The organism is Massilia sp. BHUDP2 (assembly GCF_046236355.1).
Classification (GTDB): Bacteria; Pseudomonadota; Gammaproteobacteria; order Burkholderiales; family Burkholderiaceae_D; genus Telluria; species Telluria varians.
The window spans coordinates 16,017-38,953 of the sequence record NZ_JBJUVW010000005.1; the positions used below are offsets into that span (position 1 = coordinate 16,017).

The window sequence follows — 22,937 nt, forward strand, 5'->3', positions numbered from 1 at the left end:
TCGTCCCGAATTGAACCATAAATCCCTTTGCCCTGCCATGCGCCGCAACTCATCGTCAAATTCGGCCTCATCCGTACCCCTGCCTCCCGATTCGAAGGGCGTGCCCCGCAACGACTGGGCCACCCTGCGCACCCTGTTCCCGTATTTGTGGGTCTACAAATGGCGCGTGCTGGCCGCGCTCGCCGCGCTGGTGGGCGCAAAACTCGCCAACGTCGGCGTGCCGCTGGTGCTCAAGCAGCTGATCGACCAGCTCGCCATCGACCCGAAAGACCCGCATGCGCTGCTGGTGCTGCCGCTCGGGGCGCTGGTCGCCTATGGCCTGCTGCGCCTGTCCACCACGCTGTTCACCGAGCTGCGCGAATTCCTGTTCGCACGGGTGACGCAGCGCGCCGTGCGGACCATCGCGCTGAAGGTATTCCGCCACCTGCATGCGCTGTCGCTGCGTTTCCACCTGAACCGCCAGACCGGCGGCATGACGCGCGACATCGAGCGCGGCACGCGCGGCGTGAATTCGCTCATCTCCTATTCGCTGTTCAACGTGCTGCCGACGCTGGTGGAGATCACCCTGGTGCTCGGCTACCTGGTGCTGAACTACGACATCTGGTTCACCGTCATTACCGGCGTGGCCCTGGTGAGCTACATCGCCTTCACCGTGATCGTGACCGAGTGGCGCACGCACTTTCGCCGCACCATGAACGAGCTCGACTCGAAGGCCAATACCAAGGCCATCGATTCGCTGCTCAACTATGAAACGGTGAAGTATTTCGGCAACGAGGAATACGAAGCGAAGCGCTACGACCAGGGCCTGCAGAGCTTCGAGAACGCCGCGGTGCGCTCGCAGACTTCGCTCTCTTTCCTGAACACGGGCCAGTCCCTGATCATCGCCACCGCCGTCACGCTGATCCTGTGGCGCGCCACCGAAGGCGTGATCGCCGGGACCATGACGCTGGGCGACCTGGTGCTGGTGAACTCGTTCATGATCCAGCTGTACATCCCGCTGAACTTCCTGGGCGTGATCTACCGCGAGATCAAGCAGAGCCTGGCCGACATGGAGCGCCTGTTCTCGCTGCTCGACCAGAACCGCGAAGTGGCCGACAGCCCCGGCGCCCAGCCGCTGGTGACGCAGGGCGCGCGGGTCGAGTTCTCGCACGTCGAGTTCAGCTACGAACCCAAGCGCCAGATCCTGTTCGACGTCGACTTCACGATTCCGGCCGGGACCACCACCGCAGTGGTGGGCCACAGCGGATCGGGCAAGTCGACCCTGTCACGCCTGCTGTTCCGTTTCTACGACGTGAACGGCGGGGCGATCCGCATCGACGGCCAGGACCTGCGCAACATCACCCAGCAATCGCTGCGTGCGTCGATCGGCATCGTGCCGCAGGACACAGTGCTGTTCAACGACAGCATCGAATACAACATCGCCTACGGCCGGCCGGGCGCCTCGCACGAGGACATCGTGGCGGCGGCGCGCGCGGCCTCGATCCACGACTTCATCGAGAGCCTGCCGGACGGCTACAAGACCATGGTGGGCGAGCGCGGCCTGAAACTGTCGGGCGGCGAGAAGCAGCGTGTGGCGATCGCGCGCACCCTGCTGAAGAACCCGGCGATCCTGATTTTCGACGAGGCGACGTCGGCGCTGGATTCGAAGTCGGAGCAGGCGATCCAGGCCCAGCTGAAGGACATCGCGAAGGACCGCACGACCCTGGTGATCGCGCACCGGCTGTCGACCATCGCGGATGCGCAGCAGATCATCGTGCTGGACCACGGGCGCATCGTCGAGCGCGGCACGCACGGGTCCCTGCTCGCGGCGCGCGGGCTGTATGCGCAGATGTGGGAAAGGCAGCTGGCGCGGCCGGATGAGGAGCTGGCGTCGCCGCCGCTGGAGATTGCGAAGTAGCGGAGATGCGCTTGCAGCCTGACCGCGTGGGCGGGAGACCCGCCCACCCTACGAAAGGCCGTTGTAGGGTGGGCAGGTTTCCTGCCCACGCGGTCAAGCAGCCGTAGATCAGACGAGTGACAAATCAGTAGGTATAGAACATCCGCTGAATCTCCTTGGTATTGCTGGTCCTGGTCAGCGCCAGCATCAAGAGGATGCGCGCCTTCTGCGGGCTCAGCGTATCCGCCACCACGAAGTCCAGCTGGTCGTCGTTCGCCTCGCCGTTGCGCGCCACGATGCCCTGGCCCACACGCGACGAACGCACGATCACCACGCCTTTTTCGCGCGCCGCGACCAGGGCAGGCCTGGTCTTGGCCGGCAGGCTGCCATTGCCCACGCCCGCGTGCACCAGGCCCTTGGCGCCGGCGGCCACCAGCGCCTTCACCGCCACGTCGCCCACGTTGGCATACGCGTAGGCCACGTCCACCTGCGGCAGCGCATCCAGCTTCGACACGTCGAACTCGGTCTCCACCGTGTGCTTGCGCGTGACCTCACGGTAGAAGAAAGGCTTGCCGCCCTGGATGTAGCCGATCATGCCCAGCTCGGCCGCACGGAAGGTGTCGGCGGTGGTGGTGTTGGCCTTGGTGACGTCGCGCGCCGCGTGGATCTGGTCGTTCATCGCCACCAGAACGCCCTTGCCGACCGCGCTGGGCGAGCCGGCCAGGTTGACCGCGTTGTACAGGTTGATCGGGCCGTCCGCCGACAGGGCAGTGGACGGGCGCATCGACCCGACCACCACCACCGGCTTTTTGCTTTTCACGACCAGGTTCAGGAAATAGGCCGTTTCTTCCAGCGTGTCGGTGCCGTGCGTGATGACGATGCCGTCCACGTTCGGTTGCGCCAGCAGGGTGTTGACGCGCTTGGCCAGGATCAGCCAGTGCTCGTTGCCCATGTTTTCGCTGGCGATCTGGAACACCTGCTCGCCGGTGACGTTCGCCACCCTGGTGATTTCCGGGACCGCCTGGATCAGCGATTGCACGCCCACGGTGGCGGCGGTATAGCCGACCGTGGTCGTGCTGCTGGCGCCGGTGCCGGCGATGGTGCCGCCGGTGGCGAGAATCGTCACGTTGGGCAGCTTGCTTGCCTGCGCCTGTGCCTGCGCCGCCGAGGCGAGCAGGAACAGGAAGGCGAACAGCGCCGCGCATGCGCGGCTGGACTTCTGGAACAGCATGGACTTCTCCTTCAATAAAACTGCTTACGGCTTCTTGTAGACGACGCCGTCTTTCATCACGAACTTGACCTGCTCGAGCACCTTCACGTCGCGCAGCGGATCGCCCTCGACCGCGATGATGTCCGCGGCAAAGCCCGGTTCGACCGAACCCAGGCGATTGCCCTGGTCGAGCAGGGCGGCGGCATGCAGGGTCGCGGCACGGATGGCGTCAAGCGGCGACATCCCGGCCTCGACCATGTAGCCGAACTCCTTGGCGTTCTCGCCATGCGGGAACACGCCGGCATCGGTGCCGAAGGCGATCTTCACGCCGGCCTTGTGGGCGCGTGCGAAGGTGGCCTGCAGCTGCGGGCCGATCGCGGCGGCCTTCGGGCGCACCAGGGCCGAATAATAGTTCGGATCCTTGGCCTTGTCCGCCACGTAGCGGCCGGCCGAGATGGTCGGCACGTACCAGTGGCCGGTCTTCTTGAACAGGGCGACGGTCTCGTCGTCCATCAGGGTGCCGTGCTCGATCGAGTCGACGCCGGCGCGCAGCGCGCGCTTCATGCCCTCGGCGCCGTGCGCGTGGGCCGCGACGCGGAAGCCGTAGTCCTTGGCGGTGCTGACGATGGCCTTCAGCTCGTCCTCGGTGTACTGCGAGTTCTGGCCGTTGGCGGCCTGGCTCAGCACGCCGCCGGTGGCGGTGATCTTGATCAGGTCCGCACCTTCCTTGTAGCGCTGGCGCACGGCCTGGCGGCCTTCTTCCGGGCTGTCGATCACGCCCTTCTCGGGGCCGGGGGCGCCGATCTTCTCGCTCAGGAAGTGGGACAGGTTGTTGGTCGGGTCGGCGTGGCCGCCGGTGGTGGCGATCGACTTCCCGGCGGTGAACATGCGCGGGCCCGGGATCTCGCCGGCGGCGATGGCGCGCTTGAGCGAGACGTTCAGGCCGTCGGCGGCGCCGAGGTCGCGCACCGTGGTGAAGCCGGCCATCAGGGTACGCTGGGCATACTTGACCGAACGGAAGGCCATGTCCTGCGGATCGGCGGTCAGGCGGTCGCGGTAGGCGTCGACCACCGGCGCGGTTTCGCTGGTCAGGTGCACGTGCATGTCGATCAGGCCGGGCAGGCAGGCGTGGCGCGACAGGTCGACACGGTCACTACCCGCCGCAGCCTGGGTCATCGGGCCGACCGATGTCACGACGCCGTTCTCGACCACGATGCTGACGCGCTCGCGCCAGGTTCCGTTCTTGACGTCCAGCAGGCGGCCGCAGTCGATGGTCTGGGTGGCGGCGCTGGCGCCGGTTGCAACCAGCAGCAGGCCTGCTGCGGTGTACAGCTGTTTCATGTCTCGCTCCTCATGTTGTTATAAAAAAGGCCCTCCATCGCTGGAAGGCCTTCGGTACTGAAGATGATTCGTGCTGCTCTTTAGCGCAGCGGCGCGACGGCCGGATCCTTGTTCGGCTCGGCCAGGTCGCCTTCCCACTTCGCGACCACGGCGGTGGCGATGCCGTTGCCGATCACGTTGGTGGCCGAACGGGCCATGTCCAGGAAGTGGTCGATGCCCAGCAGGAGCAGCAGGCCGGCTTCCGGGATGTTGAACTGGGCCAGGGTGGCGGCGATGACGACCAGCGAGGCGCGCGGCACGCCGGCCATGCCCTTCGAGGTCAGCATCAGCACCAGCATCATGGTCATCTGGGTCGCCAGGTCCAGCTCGATGCCGTAGGCCTGGGCGATGAACACGGCCGCGAAGGTGCAGTACATCATCGAGCCGTCGAGGTTGAACGAGTAGCCGATCGGCAGCACGAAGGCGGCCAGGCGGTTCTTGACGCCGAAGCGCTCCAGGCCTTCCAGGGTCTTCGGGAACGCCGCTTCCGACGAGGCGCAGGTGTAGGCCAGGATGGTCGGTTCCTTCAGTTCGGAGATCAGGCGCAGCACGCGGCGGCCCAGGAAGATCCCGCCGATCAGGATCAGCACCACCCACAGCAGGATGATGCCGAGGTAGAACTCGGCCATGAAGATGCCGTAGGTCGACAGCACGCCCAGGCCGCTCTTGGCGATGACGCCGGCCACCGCCGCGAACACGGCGATCGGCGCGAAGTTCATGACGTAGCCGGTGAGCTTCAGCATGATGTGGGCGATGCCGTCCACCGCGTCGATCAGCGGGGTGGCGCGGGCGCCGACGGCGGCGGCCGCGGTGCCGAAGAAGACCGAGAACACGACGATCTGCAGGATCTCGTTCCTGGCCATGCCGTCGAAGATCGAGGTCGGGATCAGGTGGGTAATGAAGTCCTTCATGGTCAGGCCCGAGGTGGTGATGCCCGACGAGGCACCCACCGGCGGTACGGCGCCCGACAGGGCCATCGCGTCACCCGGACGGAACAGGTTCACCAGGATCAGGCCCAGCGACAGCGAGATGACCGAGGCGATGAAGAACCAGCCCAGCGCCTTGACGCCGATGCGGCCCACTTCCTTGGCGTCGCCCATCTTGGCGATGCCGACCACCAGGGTCGAAAACACCAGCGGCGCGATGATCATCTTGATCAGGCGGAGGAACATGGTCGTGATCAGCGACATCGTCTCGGCAAAGCCGGCCGGGTTCTCGAAGCTGGTGTTGGCCACGTAGCCGACGACGATCCCGAGCGCGAGGCCGACCAGGATGTAGGTTGTCAGGCGGTTCTTTTTATCCATAATGCTTCCTGTCTCGTGGACCTGTGCATAACCCGCGGCAGGGGATGGCACTGTCGCAAGGCGAATTATTGGGTATTTGTATAAGGGAGAACGGTGAGCCGTTCTGGTAGGTAAGGCAAGTTCCGAAGTATCCTTGTCGCTAGAAATGCTGTCAAGCACGCTTACACGAGTACAACAGAACAGGCGCAGATGATCGAAATCGAGAACGTCAGCAAGTGGTACGGCAACTTCCAGGTGCTGCGCGCATGCAGCACCCGGGTGGAGCGCGGCGACGTGGTGGTCGTGTGCGGGCCCTCCGGCTCGGGCAAATCCACCCTCATCAAGACCGTCAACGGGCTGGAACCCTTTCAGAAAGGTGTAGTGCGGGTCGATGGCATCTCGGTGGGCGATCCCAAGACCAGGCTGTCCCAGCTGCGCGCCCGCATCGGCATGGTGTTCCAGAACTTCGAGCTGTTCCCGCACCTGTCGGTACGCGAAAATCTGACACTGGCCCAGGTCAAGGTGCTGGGCCGCAGCAAGGATGAAGCCTTGATGCGCGGCCTGCAATACCTCGACCGCGTCGGCCTGCTGGCGCACAAGGACAAGTACCCGAGCCAGCTCTCGGGCGGCCAGCAGCAGCGCGTGGCGATTGCGCGCGCGCTGGCGATGGACCCGGTGGCGATGCTGTTCGACGAGCCGACCTCCGCCCTCGACCCGGAGATGATCGGCGAGGTGCTCGACGTGATGGTGGGGCTGGCCCAGGAAGGCATGACCATGATGGTGGTCACCCACGAGATGGGCTTCGCGCGCAAGGTGGCGGACCGGATCGTTTTCATGGACCACGGCAGCATCGTCGAGGACAGCCCGGCCGAAGACTTCTTCGGCGCGCCGAAGTCCGAGCGGGCGCGCGAGTTTTTGGCCCGTATTATTCATTAGTCAAGGTCGCACACTGCGCGCTGCGAAGGCGCGCTGCGGGTAAAATGTCGGCATCCGCAATCCGAGAGCCGCCATGTCCCTGATCGATACCCCTGACACCATCACCATCACCCGCCCCGACGACTGGCACCTGCACCTGCGCGACGGCGCAGCGCTGTCCAGCGTCCTGCCGCACAGCGCGCGCCAGTTCGCGCGTGCGATCGTGATGCCGAACCTGAAGCCGCCGGTCACCACCACCGCCATGGCTGCCGCCTACCGCGAGCGCATCCTGGCGGCCCTGCCGGAAGGCATGGCCTTCGAGCCGCTGATGACGCTGTACCTGACCGACAACACCGATCCGGACGAGATCCGCCGCGCCCAGGATTCCGGCTTCGTCCACGCGGTCAAGCTGTATCCGGCCGGCGCCACCACCAATTCCGACGCCGGCGTGACCGACCTGAAGAAGTGCTACAAAACCCTGGAAGTGATGCAGGAAGTCGGCATGCCGCTGCTGGTGCACGGCGAAGTGACCGACAACGAGATCGACCTGTTCGACCGCGAAGCCGTGTTCATCGAGCGCGTCATGCGCCCGCTGCGCAGCGCCATGCCGGTCCTGAAGGTCGTGTTCGAGCACATCACCACCAAGGAGGCGGCCCAGTACGTGGCGGAGGCCGAGGGCCCGATCGCGGCGACCATCACCGCCCACCACCTGCTGTACAACCGCAACGAGATCTTCCGCGGCGGCATCCGCCCGCACTACTACTGCCTGCCGGTGCTCAAGCGCGAGGAACACCGCCTGGCGCTGGTCACGGCCGCCACCAGCGGCGACGAGCGCTTCTTCCTCGGCACCGACTCGGCGCCGCACGCGGTGCACACCAAGTACGCCGCCTGCGGCTGCGCCGGCTGCTATACCGCGCTGCACGCGATGGAGATGTATACCGAAGCCTTCGCCCAGGCCGGTGCACTCGACAAGCTGGAAGCCTTCGCCAGCCTGAACGGCCCGGCTTTCTACGGCCTGCCGGTCAACGAAGGGACGATCACGCTCAAGCGCGAGTCCTGGACCCTGCCGGAAACCGTTCCCTTCGGCGAGCACTCGCTGGTGCCGCTCAACGCAGGCGAGACCATCTCCTGGAAGATGGTGTAAGCCTGCATGCTGTCGCAGATCGACTGGTCGCGCCCGTGGTATGACGCGGTGCGGTCGGCCTGGCTGGAAGTTGCGCGCCTGGGCCTGGACGGCGATGACTTCATCGACGCCTTCAACCGCAACGCGACCGCCCTCGGTCTGCGCAACGGAGCGGGCTTGCCGCTGCGCTTCGTGCCGCAAAGCGCGCTGCCGGAGGGGACGGCCTACGAGGAATTCATCGGCGCCACCGGCCAGGTCCCTACCCGCGACAACCTGCACGACTTCTTCAACGGCCTGGTGTGGCAGACCTTCCCGCTCATCAAGCGCCAGCTCAACGCCCTGCAGGCCGCCCAGATCGCCCAGGCCGGCATCGGCAAGTCACGCGGTCCGGCGCGCGATGCCGCCACCATTTTCGACGAGAACGCCGCACTGCTGGTGGTGCGCGAAGGGGATAGCGGACGCGCGCTGGTGGACGAACTGCGGGCCCACGGCTGGCTGTCCGCTCTCCACGACAAGCGCGCCGTCTTCGACAGCGATGTGCGAATCTGGCTGTTTGGCCACGCGCTGATGGAAAAGCTGGTGGCGCCGCGCAAGGCGATCACCGCCCATACGCGCGTCATCTTCGCCGGCGACGATGTGCTGGCGCTGGCCCCTGGCGAGCAGCGTGCCTGGCTCGACGCCCATGTGGCGGACGAGCTGGCGCGCGAAGGCCTGACGACGGCCGGCTTCACGCCGCTGCCGGTGCTCGGCGTGCCGGGCTGGTGGCCCGGGCAGGACCGCGACTTTTATCTCGATACCACGGTCTTCCGTCCAAAACGGCAGACCACCTGAAAGGAATACGATGGCAAACGCAGTACGCTGGGGCATCCTCGGCACGGGCAAGATCGCGCGCGCCTTCGCCAATGCGCTGAAGGATGTGCCGGACGCCGTGCTGGCGGCGGTTGCGTCGCGCAGCCTCGACAAGGCCCAGGCCTTCGCGCAGGAATTCGGCGGCAGCGCCGCGGCCTATGGCAGCTACCAGGAGCTGGTCGATGCCGCCGGCATCGACCTGGTCTATGTCGCCACCCCGCATCCCCAGCACGCCGACAACGCCCTGATGGCGCTGCGCGCCGGCAAGGGCGTGCTGGTCGAAAAACCGTTCACCATGAACCTGCGCGAAGCCGAGCAGGTGGTCACGCTGGCGCGCTCGCGCCGCCTGTTCCTGATGGAAGCCATGTGGACGCGCTACCTGCCGGCCTTCGACGAGGTGCGGCGCATCATCGCCTCCGGCGAGATCGGCACGGTGCGCCAGGTGGTGGCGGACTTCGGCATCACCCCGAACGCCGGTCCTGAACATCGACTCTACAATCCGGAGCTCGGCGGCGGCGCGCTGCTCGACCTGGGCATCTATCCGCTGTCGATCGCCACCGCGCTGCTCGGCCCCGTCGCCGAGATCAAGGCCCAGGCCGCGCTCGGGGAAACCGGCGTCGACGTGCAGACCGGCGTCACGCTCCGGCACGAAGGCGGCGGACTGTCGGTGTGCAGCTGTTCCTTCCAGGCGCGCACGCCCTGCGAGCTGACGGTGTCGGGTTCGCGCGGCCACGTGCGCATGAACACCATGTTCCACCGCGCGACGAGCGTCACCGTCAGCCTCGAGGACGGCAGCACGCGCACGGTGGACACGCCTTACCTCGGCAACGGCTACGTGCACGAAGTGATCGAGGCGCAGCGCTGCTTCAACGCAGGCTTGCTGGAAAGCCCGGGCATGAAGCTGGAAGAAACGCTGGCGCTGATGGGCGTGATGGACGAGATCCGGCGCCAGGTCGGCCTGGCCTACGAAAGCGACCGCAGGAGCCTGCGGCCTGCGCATGCGGCCTGAATTGACAAGCGGGAGCGCTGCGCGAATACTGGAGCGGTATTGACCACTATTCCAGCGGAGTTCCCCCATGCGTATCCTTCCATCCCTCGTCCTGGCCGCCGGCCTGCTTTCGAGTAGCGCCGCCTGGGCCGACCCGGTCCCGGCCGACAAAATGGACTATGTCGGCAACTGGCAGGGCAAGGACATGCAGCTGTCGCTGTCGAAGGAAGGCAAGGTTGAATACAAACGCGGCAGGCCGAACGACCAGGTCAACCTCAGCATCGACCTGAAGGGCTTCAAGGGAAACAACTTCGAAGCCGGGGTGGCCTTCGTGCGCACCACTTTTGTTGTCAGCAAGCCGCCGCACCGCGAGGACGGCAAGTGGAAGATGACGGTGGATGGGGTCGAGCTCACCAGGGCCGATTGAGATGCTGCGCGCCGTCGCGCCCATCCTGCGCATCTTCGACGAAGACAAAGCCCGCGAATTCTACGTCGGCTTTTTGGGGTTCGAGGTCGACTGGGAGCACCGCTTCGAACCCGGACTGCCGCTCTACCTGCAGGTCTCGCGCGACGGCTGCGTCCTCCACCTGAGCGAACACCACGGCGACTGCTGCCCTGGCGCGGCGATGCGCATCGAGGTCGGCGACATCGATGCCTACCACGCGGAGCTGATGGGCAAAAGGTATGGCTACGCCCGCCCGGACATCGCCGACACGCCCTGGGGCTCGCGCGACATGTCGGTGAAGGACCCGTTCGGGAACCGGCTGACCTTTACCAACGCGATCAGTACCTGAACTATTCTTCCAGGGACGGCCTCATGACAAACGAATCCAGGGTTGCAGTCCTCGTCGATTGCGACAATACAAATCCGGCTGCCGTCGAATATGCATTGCTCATGGTTGCGAAATTCGGCCGCGTCGTTGTCAAGCGCGGTTACGGCAACCATGCAACGCTAGCCAACAAATGGCGGGAAACTCTAGTATCGATGGCCTTCACGCCCTGCCTGCAGTATCAGTACGCAGCCGGGAAGAACACTGCCGACATGGCGCTGGCACTTGATGCGCTGGAAATTCTCTTTGATCGTCGTGCGGACTGTTTTTTTGTCGTTACCAGTGATTCTGATTTTGTCTATCTTTGCCGCAAACTGCATGAGCGCGGTGCCACAGTCTATATCGTTGGCGAAGCAAAAACTCCTTCTGCCTTGCGTAACGCAAGCGACCAGTTCTTTGAGTGGATACCAGCACCCGTTTCTCCGATAGTGCCAAAAACCGTTGCACGAGAAAACCCAGCACCCCAGAGGGCCGAAACGTCCAGACCGCCGGCGGAAAAATCCCGGCCGCAGTTCGTCGTCGATGCCGTCGCCCTGTTAACAAGTGATACCCCCGAGGAGAAGGTTTCTCTCGGCACGCTGGGTTTATACCTGAGGCGTACTGACCCCGGCTTCTCGCCTAATAACTTTGGCTACACGGGTCTACTCGATATGTTGAAGACGTATGAGCTTCTCACATTGAAAAAAGAGGAGGGCGGGCATTACACCGTGCGCCTGGCCAGCGAGCCCAATCCCAAAGATCAGGCGGTCAAGCAAGGTTCGCCCGTCGTGGCGGTCTAGCGCTTACCCACGGCGGCATCGAGCCGCCGGAACAGCTCCCGATGCAGGTCAAGCGTATACTTGTTCATGTGCCGGCGCGCATGCTCGATTTCCTTCAACTCGCGCTGCGCCACCGCCTCATCATGATTGGCGAGCGCCCACAGCGCCAGCTCCGCCCGCGCCTCGATGCTGCCGAAGCGCTCCGCCAGCGCCGAGAACTGGGCGCCGGCTTCCATCTGCCGTCCGCTGGCGGCGTAGGCCCGGCCCAGCGCCAATCCCGTTTCTTCCGGACGGAAGCCCGGCTGCTTCGCCTGCAGCGATGCCAGCAGCCCGATCGCCGCATCCGGCTGGCCATGCGCCGCTTTTGCGCGCGCGGCGCCCAGGATCACCTCGGCGTCATGGGCGAATGGTCCCTGCAGGCAGGCGTCGAATTGCGCCACCGCTTCCGCGCTCTGTCCCGCTTCGAGCAGCGCGCTGGCCAGGCGCATCTGGTTGTGCGCGGTCGGCGTCAGGTCGAAGGCCTGCCGCGCCTCGCGCACCTCGCGCCCCGGGTCGAGCTTCTTCTGCAGCGCATGCCCGGCCATCCTGGCCTGGCGCTCCAGGCGCGAGTGCGGCAGGAAGACCGCCGCGAAATAGACGAAGCTGCCGAGCAGGGGGAAGGCGAACAGGATCAGCAGCCAGTACAACTCTCGCCCGGTGCGCACGGCATGGATGGCAAAGAAGATGGCGACGATCAGGTGAAGTCCGAGTCCGAGGATGGGCATGGCCGTAGTGGGTGATGGGCAAGCCCTCACGATAGCCCGGTTCGATGGCCCGATGTCTATCGCATTGTCACGATTTGGCGACGATCTTGTTTCCTGCCCAATGCGTCAACCAGTATAGTGACGGGCTCGAATGAAAGTGACGTATGTTCAAGCTTATTTCCTACGCAGTAATCGGCGTCATCCTCTACTGGGTGGGCAACCTGGTCCATGAGCGCTACCAGTATGTGACAGATCGCCGCGCATGGCTGGAACAGGGTCGGAACATGGAATGCACGGAGCAGGACCGGGAGCGCATGCTCGCCGGCTTCCGCTCAGCCTTGTTCGATCCGCTTCGGGAGCGCGCTGCAGCCCGGCAGCTGGACGTGCGCTTTGCCGAGCTTCGCCTCGTGCCGAAGGATTCCGACAAGCCCCGGCTGATCGGGGAACCGTTTGGCCTGCCCATCTGTGGCGCCCAGCATTTTCCTTGGAAGCCGAGCAAAGGCAGTCCCAGCACCCTGCATTGCGCCATGCCTGCTTACCTGAGCTGCAGTGCGAAAGTCATGGTGTACGTACCTGCGGACATCGGCAGGGAGGCTGAGACCGCAGCGCGTTACCTCCCCCTGCGATCGTACGCCGGCGTTCGCGGCGGCAGTATCGAGGGACGCGAGTACGACGTATTCGAGGCCCATGTTCAATTACACAAAAGGGTGCCGCGTTATGCGCAGTCGCGCATGTATCGCATGACGCAAACGGAAAATACGGCGCTTCCCGAGCTCAGCCATCAATTCGGCGGCGGACTGGACGGGGTGCTGGAAAACTGGCTGCAGTTCCACGAGAACCAGGAGCGGATTTCGCGCAGCGCCACGATCGCCAACGATATCGGAGGCGCCGTGACGGGGGGCGGATATGCCGGCGCGATCGACAAGCTCAGGGGCGAGCAAATCCAGCCCTAGACCCTCAGGAATTCCTCGCGCCCGCCCAGCCAGCGCGTCAGGTGGGCATCGACGACCGCCATGTATTCGGGCCGGTCGCCGTTATCCAGCAGGTACTGCGCCACGTCGCGCGCCTTTTCCACGATCCACTGGTCGGTCTCCAGGTCGGCGAAGCGCAGCATCGCCTCGCCCGACTGGCGCGCGCCCAGGAATTCGCCGGGACCGCGGATCTCCAGGTCGCGCCGCGCGATCTCGAAGCCGTCGGTGGTTTCGCGCATCGTCAGCAGGCGCTGCTTGGCCACCTGGCCCAGCGGGCTCTGGTAAAGAAGTAAGCACACGCTCGCGGCCGAACCGCGGCCCACGCGGCCGCGCAGCTGGTGCAGCTGCGACAGGCCGAAGCGCTCGGCGTGCTCGATCACCATCAGCGAGGCGTTCGGCACGTCGACCCCGACCTCGATCACGGTGGTCGCCACCAGCACGTGGATGCTGCCTTCGATGAAGGCGTCCATGATCACCTGTTTCTCGGCCGGTTTCAGGCGCCCGTGCACCAGCCCCACCTGCAAGTCGGGCAGGGCTTCGGCCAGGGTCTCGTAGGTCTCGGTCGCGGTCTGCAGCTGCAGCACCTCGGATTCCTCGATCAGCGGGCAGACCCAGTACACCTGGCGGCCTTCCTGGGCCGCGGCGTGCACGCGCTCGATCACTTCGTCGCGCCGGTTCTGGTCGATGGCGCGGGTGACGATCGGGCTGCGGCCCGGCGGCAGTTCGTCGATCACCGACACTTCGAGGTCGGCGTAGTAGGTCATGGCCAGGGTGCGCGGGATCGGCGTGGCCGACATCATGAGCTGGTGCGGCACCAGGCCGTCGCTGCCCTTGTTGCGCAGGGTGAGGCGCTGGCCGACGCCGAAGCGGTGCTGCTCGTCGACGATGACGAGGCCCAGCCGCGCGAACTGCACCGTGTCCTGGATCAGGGCGTGGGTGCCGATCACCAGCTTGGCTTCGCCGGATTCGATCAGCTCCTTGGCCGCATCCTTTTCCTTCTTCTTCAGGCTGCCGGTCAGCCAGGCCACCTTCACGCCGAGCGGCTCCATCCAGGCCGCGATCTTCCGGAAATGCTGCTCGGCCAGGATCTCGGTGGGCGCCATCAGCGCCGCCTGGTAGCCGCTGTCGATCGCCTGGGCGGCGGCGAGCGCCGACACCACGGTCTTGCCGCTGCCGACGTCGCCCTGCAGCAAGCGCTGCATCGGATAGGCCTCGCGCAGATCGGCGCCGATCTCCTTGACGACGCGCTGCTGCGCGCCGGTGAGCTGGAAGGGCAGGGCGGCCAGGAAGGACGCGGACAGTTCGCCGACTGCGCGCAGTTGCGGCGCGCCTTTCTCGCGCCGGGCGCGCTGGGCCCGCTTCAGGGACAGCTGCTGCGCCAGCAGCTCGTCGAACTTCATGCGGGTCCAGGCGGGGTGACTGCGTTCGGTCAGTGCGTATTCGTCCACGTCCGCCGGCGGGTAGTGCAGCAGGCGCACCGAGGGCTCGAAATCCCACAGCTGCAGGCGGGAGAGGAAGGCATTGGGCAGGGTGTCGCGCCAGTCCACCCGTTTCATGGCGTCGTTGATCGCGCGCCGCAGCACCGTCTGCGACAGGCCTTCGCCGGCCGGGTAGACCGGCGTGAGCGAGGTAGGCAGCGGCGCGCCCTCGTTGATCACCTTGTAGGTGGGGTGGACCATCTCGGCCCCGAAGAAGCCGTGCTTCAGTTCGCCCCGGGCGCGTACCCTCACGCCTTCGGACAATTGCTTGACCTGGCTGCCGTAGAAATTCATGAAGCGCAGCTGCAGCTCGCCCGTGTCGTCCGAAATCTGTACCAGCAGCTGGCGCCGCGGCTTGTAGCTGATTTCATTCCTGACCACGACCCCTTCGACCTGCCAGGTCTGCAGGCCGCGCATGCTGGCGTCACGAATGGAGACGACGCGGGTCTCGTCCTCGTAGCGCATCGGCAGGTGCAGCACCAGGTCCATGTCGGTGCGCAGCCCTAGCTTGGCGAGCTTGGATTCAACGGTTTTGGGGGCGGATGTGGTCTTTGGGGCGGGCATATTGCGGCATTCAGGCAGATGCTGGCGTAAAATAGAGGGTTCGCCGCACGCATTGCAGCCTCTATTGTAAGGCTGTCAGCATCCATTTTCCCAGAATTGACAACAATGTACTCGCTTTCCGATTTCGATTTCGACCTGCCGCCAGAGCGGATCGCGCAGCATCCGCTGCCGGACCGGAGCGCCTCGCGCCTGCTGCAGCTCGATGGCGACCAGATCACCGACCGCCATTTCGCGGACATCGTCGACCAGCTCCAGCCGGGCGATCTCCTGGTGATGAACAATACGCGCGTATTGAAGGCGCGCTTCTTCGGCGTCAAGGAGACCGGCGGCCAGGTGGAAGTGCTGGTCGAGCGGGTGCTCGACAACCGCACGGTGCTGGCCCAGGTGCGCGCATCGAAGTCGCCCAAGCCGGGCAACCGCATCCGTCTGGCCGACGCCTTCGACGTCACGGTCGGCGAGCGCGCCGGCGAGTTCTTCACGCTGCACTTCGAAGGCGACGTGTTCGAGCTGATCGAGGCCCACGGCCGCCTGCCGCTGCCGCCCTACATCGAGCACAATGCCGACGAATTCGACGAGCAGCGCTACCAGACCGTGTATTCGAAGGAGCCCGGGGCGGTGGCCGCGCCGACCGCCGGCCTGCACTTCGACCAGCCGCTGCTGGACCGCCTGGCCGCGAAAGGCGTCAAGCTCGCCTACGTGACCCTGCACGTGGGCGCCGGCACCTTCCAGCCGGTGCGGGTCGAGGACCTGTCGGCGCACCAGATGCACTCCGAGTGGTACACGATCCCGCAAGAGACGGTGGATGCGGTGCGCGCGGCCAAGGCGCTTGGGCGTGACGTGGTGGCGGTCGGCACCACCAGTCTGCGGGCGCTGGAATCGGCCTCGCAATCGGGCGAACTGAAGGTGGGCAGCGACGACACGGCGCTGTTCATCACGCCGGGCTACGCCTTCAAGACGGTGACCCGCCTGATCACCAATTTCCACCTGCCCAAGTCGACCCTGATGATGCTGGTGTCGGCGTTTGCCGGCTACCACGAGATCCGCAAGGCCTATGCCCACGCGATCGCCAACGAATACCGCTTCTTCAGCTATGGCGACGCCATGCTGCTGACGACTGCCTCACGCTAATAGATACCATGCTCGAATTTACCCTCCTGAAGAAAGACACCAGCGGCCTGTCGCACGCGCGCCGCGGCCGCCTGAAGCTCAACCACGGCACCATCGAAACCCCGATCTTCATGCCGGTCGGGACGTACGGCTCGGTCAAGGCGATGGATCCGATCGAGCTGAAGGAAGTCGGCTCGCAGATCATCCTGGGTAACACCTTCCACCTGTGGCTGCGCCCGGGCACGGCGGTGCTCGACAAGTTCGGCGGCCTGCACAAGTTCATGGGCTGGGACGGCCCGATCCTGACCGATTCGGGCGGCTTCCAGGTGTTCTCGCTGGGCGCGATGCGCAAGATCACGGAAGAGGGCGTCAAGTTCGCCTCGCCGATCGACGGCTCGCGCCAGTTCCTGTCGCCCGAAGTGTCGATGCAGATCCAGCGCTCGCTGAACTCGGACATCGTGATGCAGTTCGACGAATGCACCCCCTACGAGATCGACGGCCGCCCGGCCACCGCCGAAGAGGCGGCCAAGTCGATGCGCATGTCGCTGCGCTGGGCCCAGCGCTCGATGAACGAGTTCAAGCGCGGCGAGAACCCGAACGCGCTGTTCGGCATTGTCCAGGGCGGCATGTACGAGCACCTGCGCGACGAGTCGCTGGCGGGACTCGAGGATATCAATTTTCCTGGCCTGGCGATCGGCGGCCTGTCGGTGGGCGAGCCGAAGGAAGACATGCAGCGCATCCTGGCCCACGTCGGCCCGCGCCTGCCGGAGAACAAGCCGCACTACCTGATGGGCGTCGGCACCCCGGAAGACCTGGTCGAGGGCGTGGCCAACGGCGTCGACATGTTCGACTGCGTGATGCCGACCCGGAATGCCCGCAACGGCTGGCTGTTCACGCGCTTCGGCGACGTCAAGATCAAGAATGCGCGCTACAAGGATGACATGGCGCCGCTGGACGAGAGCTGCGACTGCTATTGCTGCAAGAACTTCTCGCGCGCCTACCTGCACCACCTGCACCGCTCGAACGAGATCCTGGGCGCGCGCCTGAACACGATCCACAACCTGCACTTCTACCTGAAGATCATGCAGGAGATGCGCGACGCGATCGATGCGGACCGGTTCAACGAGTTCCGGATCCAGTTCCGGGCTGACCGCTCGCGCGGGGTGTAAGCGGGCGCTTACTGCTGAGTTTGCAAGAAGAAGGGCTCTCCTGTACGGTAGAGCCCTTTTTCGTTCGGCCAGCAGGCCCTGCACTTATTTTTCCATCAACATCTTGCAATTAGGAATTGCAAACCTACATACCCTCAGATTGTCCCCGGCCCCACCGCCGGTGCTAGAATATACCGCTTATTTTTTAATCCTCACAATCGGAGTCCTTGTGTTCATTTCCAACGCGTACGCGCAAACGACGGCTGCAGCCGATCCTGGCCTGATGGGTAGCCTGACCACTTTCCTGCCGCTGATCCTGATGTTCGTGGTCATGTATTTCCTCATGATCCGTCCGCAGCAGAAGCGCCAGCGCGAGCTGAAAGCGATGATGGACGCACTGACCAAGGGCGACGAAGTGGCGACCGCCGGCGGCATCCTGGGCCGCGTGGTCAAGGTGGCCGATACCACTGTGACCCTGGAAGTCGCGACCGGCACCGAAATCGTGGTCCAGAAGAACGCAGTGGTGACGCTGCTGCCGAAAGGCACCCTGAAGGCACTGTAAGGCTAGTTAAGCACCATCAGCGGCCCTCCGGGGCTGCATCGTGCCCAACATTGAACGCTGGAACACTATGAATCGCTATCCCGTCTGGAAATATCTATTGATCGCCGTCGCGCTCCTGCTGGGTGCGCTGTACACGGCGCCGAACTACTTCGGCGAATCGCCGGCACTGCAGGTCACCACCGGTAAAACGACGGTCAATATCACCAGCGCCACTGTCGGCCTGGTCGAGGATACCCTCAAGCGTAATGGTGTTCCGGCCACGAAGATCGCCCTGGAAGGCACCGGCAACAGCACCGCGGTACGCGCGCGCTTCGCCAGCCCCGACGCCCAGTTCAAGGCCAAGCTGGCGCTCGAACGCGACCTGAATCGCGACAAGGACAATCCCGACTACATCGTCACCGTCAACCTGGCGAAGAACACCCCGGCCTGGATGGAAAGCATCGGCGCCAAGCCCATGAACCTGGGCCTGGACCTGCGCGGCGGCGTGCACTTCCTGCTGCAGATCGACAGCAAGGCCGTGCTCGACACCAAGGTGAAGGGCCTGCAGGCCAGCATCCGCAGCCAGCTGCGCGACGCCAACATCCGCCACGCCGGTATCGAGCGCGTCGGCAACACCATCGAAGTGCGCTTCCGCGAGAACGCCGTGCGCGCCGAAGCCCGCGCCGCGCTGGGCAAGCAGTCGCAGGACCTGGTCTTCGCCGATGCCGCCGACGGCACCGAGCTGAAGCTGGTCGTCAGCCTCAAGCCGGAAGCGGTGCGCCGCACCGTGGAAGACGGCGTGAAGCAGAACATCTCCACCCTGTCCAAGCGTATCAACGAACTGGGCACCACCGAGCCGCTGATCCAGCAGCAGGGCGCCGACCGCATCATCGTCCAGCTGCCGGGCGTGCAGGACGTGGCGCGCGCCAAGGACATCATCGGCCGCACCGCCACCCTGGAACTGCGCATGGTCGACTCGACCGTGACCCCGGGCACCGAGCTGACCGCCGCGATTCCGCTGAACTCGGAACTGTTCACCGAAGGCCGCGGCGCCCCGGTGGTGGTGTCCAAGGACATCATCCTGACCGGTGACTACATCTCGAGCGCCGTCGCCAGTTTTGATTCGAACCAGCAGCCGGCCGTCTCGATCGACCTGAACGGCGACGGCGGCCGCCGCATGCGCCTGGCCACCCGTGAAAACGTCGGCAAGCGCCTGGCGGTCCTGCTCAAGGAAAAAGGCCAGTACAGCGTGCCGACCGCTCCGGTCATCAACCAGGAACTGGGTTCGACCTTCCAGATCACCGGCATCGGCAGCATCGAAGACGCCAACGAGCTGGCGCTGCTGCTGCGCTCGGGCGCGCTGTCGGCGCCGATGGAATTCATCGAGGAACGCGTGATCGGCCCGCAGCTGGGCGCCGAGAACATCGAGCGCGGCTTGCACTCGACGCTGTGGGGCTTCGTGGCGATCGCCGCCTTCATGATCATCTACTACCACCTGGTGGGCACGGTCAGCGCGATCGCGCTGGCGGCCAACGTGCTGTTCCTGCTGGCCCTGCTGTCGATGCTGCAGGTCACCCTGACCCTGCCGGGTATCGCGGCAATCGCGCTCACGCTCGGCATGGCGATCGACTCCAACGTGCTGGTCAACGAGCGCATCCGCGAGGAACTGCGTGCGGGCGCCACGCCGCAGGTGGCGATCAATGCCGGCTACAAGCATGCCTGGGACACGATTTTCGACTCCAACGTCACCGCCCTGATCGTCGGCCTGGCGCTGCTGATCTTCGGTTCCGGTCCGGTGCGCGGCTTCGCCGTGGTGCACTGCCTGGGCATCCTGACCTCGATGTTCTCGGCCGTGTTCCTGTCCCGTGGCCTGATCAACCTCTGGTATGGCCGCAAGAAGAAGCTGACCCATATCTCGATCGGCACGGTCTGGAAAGAAGGCTTTACGCCCAACAAGCAAAACGCGACTCAGGGAGCGCAGGACTAAATCATGGAATTTTTCAAGATCAAACGGGACATCCCGTTCATGCGCCACGCCGTGATCCTCAATGTGATCTCGGTGGTGACCTTCCTGGCGGCGGTGTTCTTCCTGGTGACCAAAGGCCTGCACTGGTCGGTCGAGTTCACCGGCGGCACCGTGATGGAATTGCACTATCCGCACGCGGCAAATCAGGAAAAGATCCGCACCACGCTGCGCGCCATCGGCTACGAAGCGCCTGAGGTGACCGGTTTCGGCACCGCCCAGAGCGTCCTGCTGCGCCTGCCGATCGTCGAAGGCCAGGACCAGGCCGGCACCTCGAGCCGCGTCTTCAACGCGATCTGCTCCTCGGAGCAGGGCAAGCCGACAGTCACCCAGGTCACGACCGACAAGGGCGAGATGGTCAACCGCACCGCCTGCGTGACCGCGGACAACAAGGAACTGGTCAGCCTGCAGCGTGTCGAATTCGTCGGCCCGGCGGTCGGCGACGAGCTGGCGCAGAACGGCCTGAACGCACTGATCATGGTGGTCGTCGGCGTGATCATCTACCTGTCGGTGCGCTTCGAGTGGAAGTTCGCGGTCTCGGCGATCATCGCCAACCTGCACGACGTGGTCATCATCCTGGGCTTCTTCGCCTTCTTCGAGTGGGAATTCTCGCTGACGGTGCTGGCGGCGATCCTGGCGGTGCTGGGCTACTCGGTCAACGAATCGGTCGTCATCTTCGACCGAATCCGCGAAATGTTCCGCAAGCAGCGCAAGATGAGCGTGCCGGAAGTGATCGACCACGCGATCACCAGCACCATCTCGCGTACCATCATCACCCACGGTTCGACCCAGATCATGGTGCTGTCGATGCTGCTGTTCGGCGGCCACGCACTGCATTATTTCGCCATGGCGCTGACCATCGGCATCTGCTTCGGTATCTATTCCTCGGTGTTCGTCGCCGCGGCCCTGGCCATGTGGCTGGGCATCAAGCGCGAAGACCTGATCAAGCCGGTCAAGGAAAAGGACGAGACCGACGGCGCCGTCGTCTAAACATCGCCAAAAGCAGACAAACATGCCGCCCCGGCCTTGCCGTGGCGGCATTTTTTACATCCAGATCAAACCAGTGTGACAATTTGGCAGTTTATGTGTGGTAACGCACAGAGCCGTAGAATGCCCATCCCTATAGTGGACCTGTCTCTTTCAGGACATCCCTAGTTTTGGACTTCACCCGCTCCCCAACCGGAGCGGGTTTTTTTTTGCTTAGGCTGTTACAAATACCTGGCCCACAGTTCGTTGCTGAAGCGGCCGGAAGGGTCGACCTTGCGTTTGATCGCGCGCAAAGCTTCGGCCTCGGGGTAGGCGCGGTCGAACTGGGCGCGGGTGGCGTGCAGCTGGTAGGGCAGGTAGTAGCGCCCGCCGAAGGCAAGCGCGGTATCGATCATCGCGCGCGTCCACGCCGCCACCCGGCGCCGGGCGGCGGCATGGGTGCGCTGCTTGTAGTACACCACGAAGGAAAACACGTCCTCCTTCGCCCAGGGCAGCAGGGAGGTGCTGTCCGCCGGCGAATGGCGCACCGACACGTTCAGGACCTGGGCATCGTGCTTGCGGATGGTCGCCGCCATGGCCCGGGTATAGGCGGCAAAGTGCCGTACCGGGATGAAATATTCCTGCAGCACGTAAGTCGAGACCAGGCGCGTGCGCGGCTCCAGCTCCGCCACGTCGAGGCTGGCTTCGTGGTTGCGCCACTTTACGCTGGGGCGGGCCAGCAGCAGCGGGTGGATCAGTTTGCTGCGGATCAAGTCGCCGCGCGGCAGCTCGGTCATGGCGAACAATGCATTCTGCTCGAGGCCGTAGGACTGGCCGCGCGGGACCAGCCTGGCCGTTTCGGTCAGGGGCTTGTTCGTCCTGCGCCAGGACACCGCGACCGGCGCGTCGAACAGCGGCGGCAGCAGGTCGGCGTTGTGGAAAACGCAGTTGCCGGCATCCGCCATGCGCTTGAACCAGGCGGGATAGTCGTCGAGCGCCACCGACTCCACGCTGCGTTCGATGCAGGTGTTGTGCGCCAGGTCAAGCTCGACCTCGGTGATGACGCCCACCGCGCCATACCCACCGGCGGCGGCGCGGAACACCTCCGCGTTGAGGCTGCGCGTCGCTTCCACGACCGTGCCGTCGGCCAGTACCAGCTGCAGGGCGCGCACCGAATTCACCACCGGCCCGTTGCCGACGTAGCGCCCATGGGCATTCACCGACACGGCCCCGCCCACGGTGAAATTCGAAAAGCTCTGCATCGTGTGCACGGCCAGGCCCAGCGGGTCGAGCGCATCCTGCAGCTCGCGCCAGCGCATCCCGGCCTGGACCCGGGCCACTTTCGCGTCCGCATCCAGCCGGACGAGCCGGTTCATGCCGCGCATGTCGAGGTGCAGCCCACCGGTGATGGCGACCTGGCCGCCCATGCTGTAGCGGCCGCCGCCGACCGCGATCCTGCCGGACCAGGCGCGCACCGCCTGCGCGACCTCCTCGGTCGTGCGCGGTGCGGCGACACGCGCGACTTCCACCGGATACAGCCCGGTAAGCTTGGGAATGACAATCCCTGGCGCGGCCAGGGCATGGGGCGGCGACAAGGCCAGCAGGCCGGCCCCGGCCATGGCCCGGGCGAGGAAGCGGCGACGTGATGGATGCATGCGTTCGAGGAATAAAGGGTTTGGCCGGGAGTGGCGTACCCGGAGCATCCGTCAGCTTTACCTGCCCGGCAAGCCATTGCTGCGCCGGTAGCATGGCCCGATACCGCGCGTATCGTGTGGCCATGCCGACAATTTGTGCACCTAAGTGAATCAGCGCACCGAGCGGATCGAAGCGAAGCCCTAAAGTGGAACCGTCTCTTTCAGGACATCCCTAGTTTTGGACTTCACCCGCTCCACGGAGCGGGTTTTTTTTTGCGGCGGCCTTGCGCGAGCGCATACGCGACGGATTGTGTGAACCAGCGTACGGAAGCGGCCTCATGCGCGGCTTATAGTGGAACTGTCTCTTTCAGGACATCCCTAGTTTTGGACTTTGCCCGCTCTCTCGAGCGGGCATTTTTTTGGCGCTGTCACCGCTACGTGTTGGAGATCTTGAACTGTTGAGCTGGGCCGATGTCAAACCACTGTCCGATCGACAGTGGAGGTGGCAATGCAGGCGGCAAGCTTCAAACCCTGGCTGGCACGTGTCGCG

General features: G+C 64.7%; 20 protein-coding genes. 14 read left to right on the plus strand and 6 right to left on the minus strand.

Translation table 11 applies throughout. From position 1 onward, the window contains the following. The first annotated feature begins 37 nt into the window (after positions 1–37). A complete protein-coding gene (locus ACK6C6_RS24260; RefSeq protein ID WP_409269736.1) occupies positions 38–1,897 on the plus strand; it encodes an ABCB family ABC transporter ATP-binding protein/permease in 1,860 nt (619 codons plus the stop codon). A gap of 124 nt (positions 1,898–2,021) precedes the next feature. Here the strand turns inward: ACK6C6_RS24260 and ACK6C6_RS24265 are convergent, their stop codons facing one another. From ACK6C6_RS24265 to ACK6C6_RS24275, 3 genes are all read right to left on the minus strand, one after another. Next, a complete protein-coding gene (locus tag ACK6C6_RS24265; RefSeq protein ID WP_409269738.1) occupies positions 2,022–3,107 on the minus strand; it encodes a type II asparaginase in 1,086 nt (361 codons plus the stop codon). A 24-nt stretch (positions 3,108–3,131) separates the two neighbouring features. Further along, positions 3,132–4,427: an amidohydrolase family protein gene (locus ACK6C6_RS24270; RefSeq protein WP_409269739.1), complete on the minus strand. Its 1,296-nt coding sequence runs from the start codon at positions 4,425–4,427 to the stop codon at positions 3,132–3,134. A gap of 80 nt (positions 4,428–4,507) precedes the next feature. Then, a complete protein-coding gene (locus ACK6C6_RS24275; protein ID WP_036213763.1) occupies positions 4,508–5,770 on the minus strand; it encodes a dicarboxylate/amino acid:cation symporter in 1,263 nt (420 codons plus the stop codon). Positions 5,771–5,959: 189 nt separating this feature from the next. Between ACK6C6_RS24275 and ACK6C6_RS24280 the strand changes: the two genes are divergently transcribed. From ACK6C6_RS24280 to ACK6C6_RS24310, 7 genes are all read left to right on the plus strand, one after another. Beyond that, positions 5,960–6,685: an amino acid ABC transporter ATP-binding protein gene (locus ACK6C6_RS24280; protein WP_409269740.1), complete on the plus strand. Its 726-nt coding sequence runs from the start codon at positions 5,960–5,962 to the stop codon at positions 6,683–6,685. A 73-nt stretch (positions 6,686–6,758) separates the two neighbouring features. Then, positions 6,759–7,808 (plus strand): dihydroorotase, encoded by a 1,050-nt coding sequence (pyrC, locus tag ACK6C6_RS24285; protein WP_409269742.1) that lies wholly within the window; start codon positions 6,759–6,761, stop codon positions 7,806–7,808. Between the two features lie 6 nt (positions 7,809–7,814). Next, positions 7,815–8,618 (plus strand): DUF3025 domain-containing protein, encoded by an 804-nt coding sequence (locus tag ACK6C6_RS24290; RefSeq protein ID WP_409269744.1) that lies wholly within the window; start codon positions 7,815–7,817, stop codon positions 8,616–8,618. A 10-nt stretch (positions 8,619–8,628) separates the two neighbouring features. Beyond that, positions 8,629–9,645 (plus strand): Gfo/Idh/MocA family protein, encoded by a 1,017-nt coding sequence (locus tag ACK6C6_RS24295; RefSeq protein WP_409269746.1) that lies wholly within the window; start codon positions 8,629–8,631, stop codon positions 9,643–9,645. Positions 9,646–9,712: 67 nt separating this feature from the next. Then, entirely contained in the window at positions 9,713–10,051 is a 339-nt protein-coding gene (locus ACK6C6_RS24300) for a hypothetical protein (protein ID WP_409269748.1), read from the plus strand. A gap of 1 nt (position 10,052) precedes the next feature. Then, positions 10,053–10,418: a glyoxalase superfamily protein gene (locus ACK6C6_RS24305; RefSeq protein ID WP_409269749.1), complete on the plus strand. Its 366-nt coding sequence runs from the start codon at positions 10,053–10,055 to the stop codon at positions 10,416–10,418. Positions 10,419–10,441: 23 nt separating this feature from the next. Next, entirely contained in the window at positions 10,442–11,233 is a 792-nt protein-coding gene (locus tag ACK6C6_RS24310; protein WP_409269751.1) for an NYN domain-containing protein, read from the plus strand. Here the strand turns inward: ACK6C6_RS24310 and ACK6C6_RS24315 are convergent. Further along, positions 11,230–11,976 carry a tetratricopeptide repeat protein gene (locus ACK6C6_RS24315; RefSeq protein WP_409269752.1) on the minus strand — a complete coding sequence of 249 codons (747 nt, stop codon included), beginning with the start codon at positions 11,974–11,976 and terminating at the stop codon, positions 11,230–11,232. The genes ACK6C6_RS24310 and ACK6C6_RS24315 overlap by 4 nt on opposite strands. A gap of 143 nt (positions 11,977–12,119) precedes the next feature. Between ACK6C6_RS24315 and ACK6C6_RS24320 the strand changes: the two genes are divergently transcribed. Next, complete coding sequence (locus ACK6C6_RS24320; RefSeq protein WP_409269753.1) at positions 12,120–12,908, plus strand: hypothetical protein; 789 nt, start codon at positions 12,120–12,122, stop codon at positions 12,906–12,908. On the opposite strand, the gene recG is transcribed toward ACK6C6_RS24320, so the two are convergent. Further along, a complete protein-coding gene (gene recG, locus ACK6C6_RS24325; RefSeq protein WP_409269754.1) occupies positions 12,905–14,968 on the minus strand; it encodes an ATP-dependent DNA helicase RecG in 2,064 nt (687 codons plus the stop codon). The two genes, ACK6C6_RS24320 and recG, sit on opposite strands and share 4 nt — an antisense overlap. 105 nt (positions 14,969–15,073) lie before the next feature. Between recG and queA the strand changes: the two genes are divergently transcribed. The 5 genes from queA (at position 15,074) to secF (ending at position 20,777) form a co-directional block, all read left to right on the plus strand. Then, the gene (gene queA, locus ACK6C6_RS24330; RefSeq protein WP_036213737.1) at positions 15,074–16,096 is read left to right on the plus strand and encodes a tRNA preQ1(34) S-adenosylmethionine ribosyltransferase-isomerase QueA; all 1,023 of its coding nucleotides are present in this window, start codon (positions 15,074–15,076) and stop codon (positions 16,094–16,096) included. Between the two features lie 8 nt (positions 16,097–16,104). Then, positions 16,105–17,244 carry a tRNA guanosine(34) transglycosylase Tgt gene (gene tgt, locus ACK6C6_RS24335; protein ID WP_292038615.1) on the plus strand — a complete coding sequence of 380 codons (1,140 nt, stop codon included), beginning with the start codon at positions 16,105–16,107 and terminating at the stop codon, positions 17,242–17,244. 208 nt (positions 17,245–17,452) lie between these two features. Continuing rightward, positions 17,453–17,785, plus strand: coding sequence for a preprotein translocase subunit YajC (yajC, locus tag ACK6C6_RS24340; RefSeq protein ID WP_209587068.1), 333 nt, complete (start codon positions 17,453–17,455; stop codon positions 17,783–17,785). A 67-nt stretch (positions 17,786–17,852) separates the two neighbouring features. Beyond that, positions 17,853–19,751 carry a protein translocase subunit SecD gene (secD, locus tag ACK6C6_RS24345; protein ID WP_209587069.1) on the plus strand — a complete coding sequence of 633 codons (1,899 nt, stop codon included), beginning with the start codon at positions 17,853–17,855 and terminating at the stop codon, positions 19,749–19,751. Positions 19,752–19,754: 3 nt separating this feature from the next. Beyond that, positions 19,755–20,777, plus strand: coding sequence for a protein translocase subunit SecF (gene secF / locus ACK6C6_RS24350; protein ID WP_409269755.1), 1,023 nt, complete (start codon positions 19,755–19,757; stop codon positions 20,775–20,777). A gap of 218 nt (positions 20,778–20,995) precedes the next feature. Here the strand turns inward: secF and ACK6C6_RS24355 are convergent, their stop codons facing one another. Continuing rightward, positions 20,996–22,408: an FAD-binding protein gene (locus ACK6C6_RS24355; protein ID WP_409269756.1), complete on the minus strand. Its 1,413-nt coding sequence runs from the start codon at positions 22,406–22,408 to the stop codon at positions 20,996–20,998. Positions 22,409–22,937: the final 529 nt, after the last annotated feature.

Coding starts and splice junctions, on each gene's coding strand:
- ACK6C6_RS24260 (WP_409269736.1), top strand. CDS start 38: ATGCGCCGCAACTCATCGTCAAATTCGGCCTCATCCGTACCCCTGCCT.
- ACK6C6_RS24265 (WP_409269738.1), bottom strand. CDS start 3,107: ATGCTGTTCCAGAAGTCCAGCCGCGCATGCGCGGCGCTGTTCGCCTTC.
- ACK6C6_RS24270 (WP_409269739.1), bottom strand. CDS start 4,427: ATGAAACAGCTGTACACCGCAGCAGGCCTGCTGCTGGTTGCAACCGGC.
- ACK6C6_RS24275 (WP_036213763.1), bottom strand. CDS start 5,770: ATGGATAAAAAGAACCGCCTGACAACCTACATCCTGGTCGGCCTCGCG.
- ACK6C6_RS24280 (WP_409269740.1), top strand. CDS start 5,960: ATGATCGAAATCGAGAACGTCAGCAAGTGGTACGGCAACTTCCAGGTG.
- pyrC (WP_409269742.1), top strand. CDS start 6,759: ATGTCCCTGATCGATACCCCTGACACCATCACCATCACCCGCCCCGAC.
- ACK6C6_RS24290 (WP_409269744.1), top strand. CDS start 7,815: ATGCTGTCGCAGATCGACTGGTCGCGCCCGTGGTATGACGCGGTGCGG.
- ACK6C6_RS24295 (WP_409269746.1), top strand. CDS start 8,629: ATGGCAAACGCAGTACGCTGGGGCATCCTCGGCACGGGCAAGATCGCG.
- ACK6C6_RS24300 (WP_409269748.1), top strand. CDS start 9,713: ATGCGTATCCTTCCATCCCTCGTCCTGGCCGCCGGCCTGCTTTCGAGT.
- ACK6C6_RS24305 (WP_409269749.1), top strand. CDS start 10,053: ATGCTGCGCGCCGTCGCGCCCATCCTGCGCATCTTCGACGAAGACAAA.
- ACK6C6_RS24310 (WP_409269751.1), top strand. CDS start 10,442: ATGACAAACGAATCCAGGGTTGCAGTCCTCGTCGATTGCGACAATACA.
- ACK6C6_RS24315 (WP_409269752.1), bottom strand. CDS start 11,976: ATGCCCATCCTCGGACTCGGACTTCACCTGATCGTCGCCATCTTCTTT.
- ACK6C6_RS24320 (WP_409269753.1), top strand. CDS start 12,120: ATGTTCAAGCTTATTTCCTACGCAGTAATCGGCGTCATCCTCTACTGG.
- recG (WP_409269754.1), bottom strand. CDS start 14,968: ATGCCCGCCCCAAAGACCACATCCGCCCCCAAAACCGTTGAATCCAAG.
- queA (WP_036213737.1), top strand. CDS start 15,074: ATGTACTCGCTTTCCGATTTCGATTTCGACCTGCCGCCAGAGCGGATC.
- tgt (WP_292038615.1), top strand. CDS start 16,105: ATGCTCGAATTTACCCTCCTGAAGAAAGACACCAGCGGCCTGTCGCAC.
- secD (WP_209587069.1), top strand. CDS start 17,853: ATGAATCGCTATCCCGTCTGGAAATATCTATTGATCGCCGTCGCGCTC.
- secF (WP_409269755.1), top strand. CDS start 19,755: ATGGAATTTTTCAAGATCAAACGGGACATCCCGTTCATGCGCCACGCC.
- ACK6C6_RS24355 (WP_409269756.1), bottom strand. CDS start 22,408: ATGCATCCATCACGTCGCCGCTTCCTCGCCCGGGCCATGGCCGGGGCC.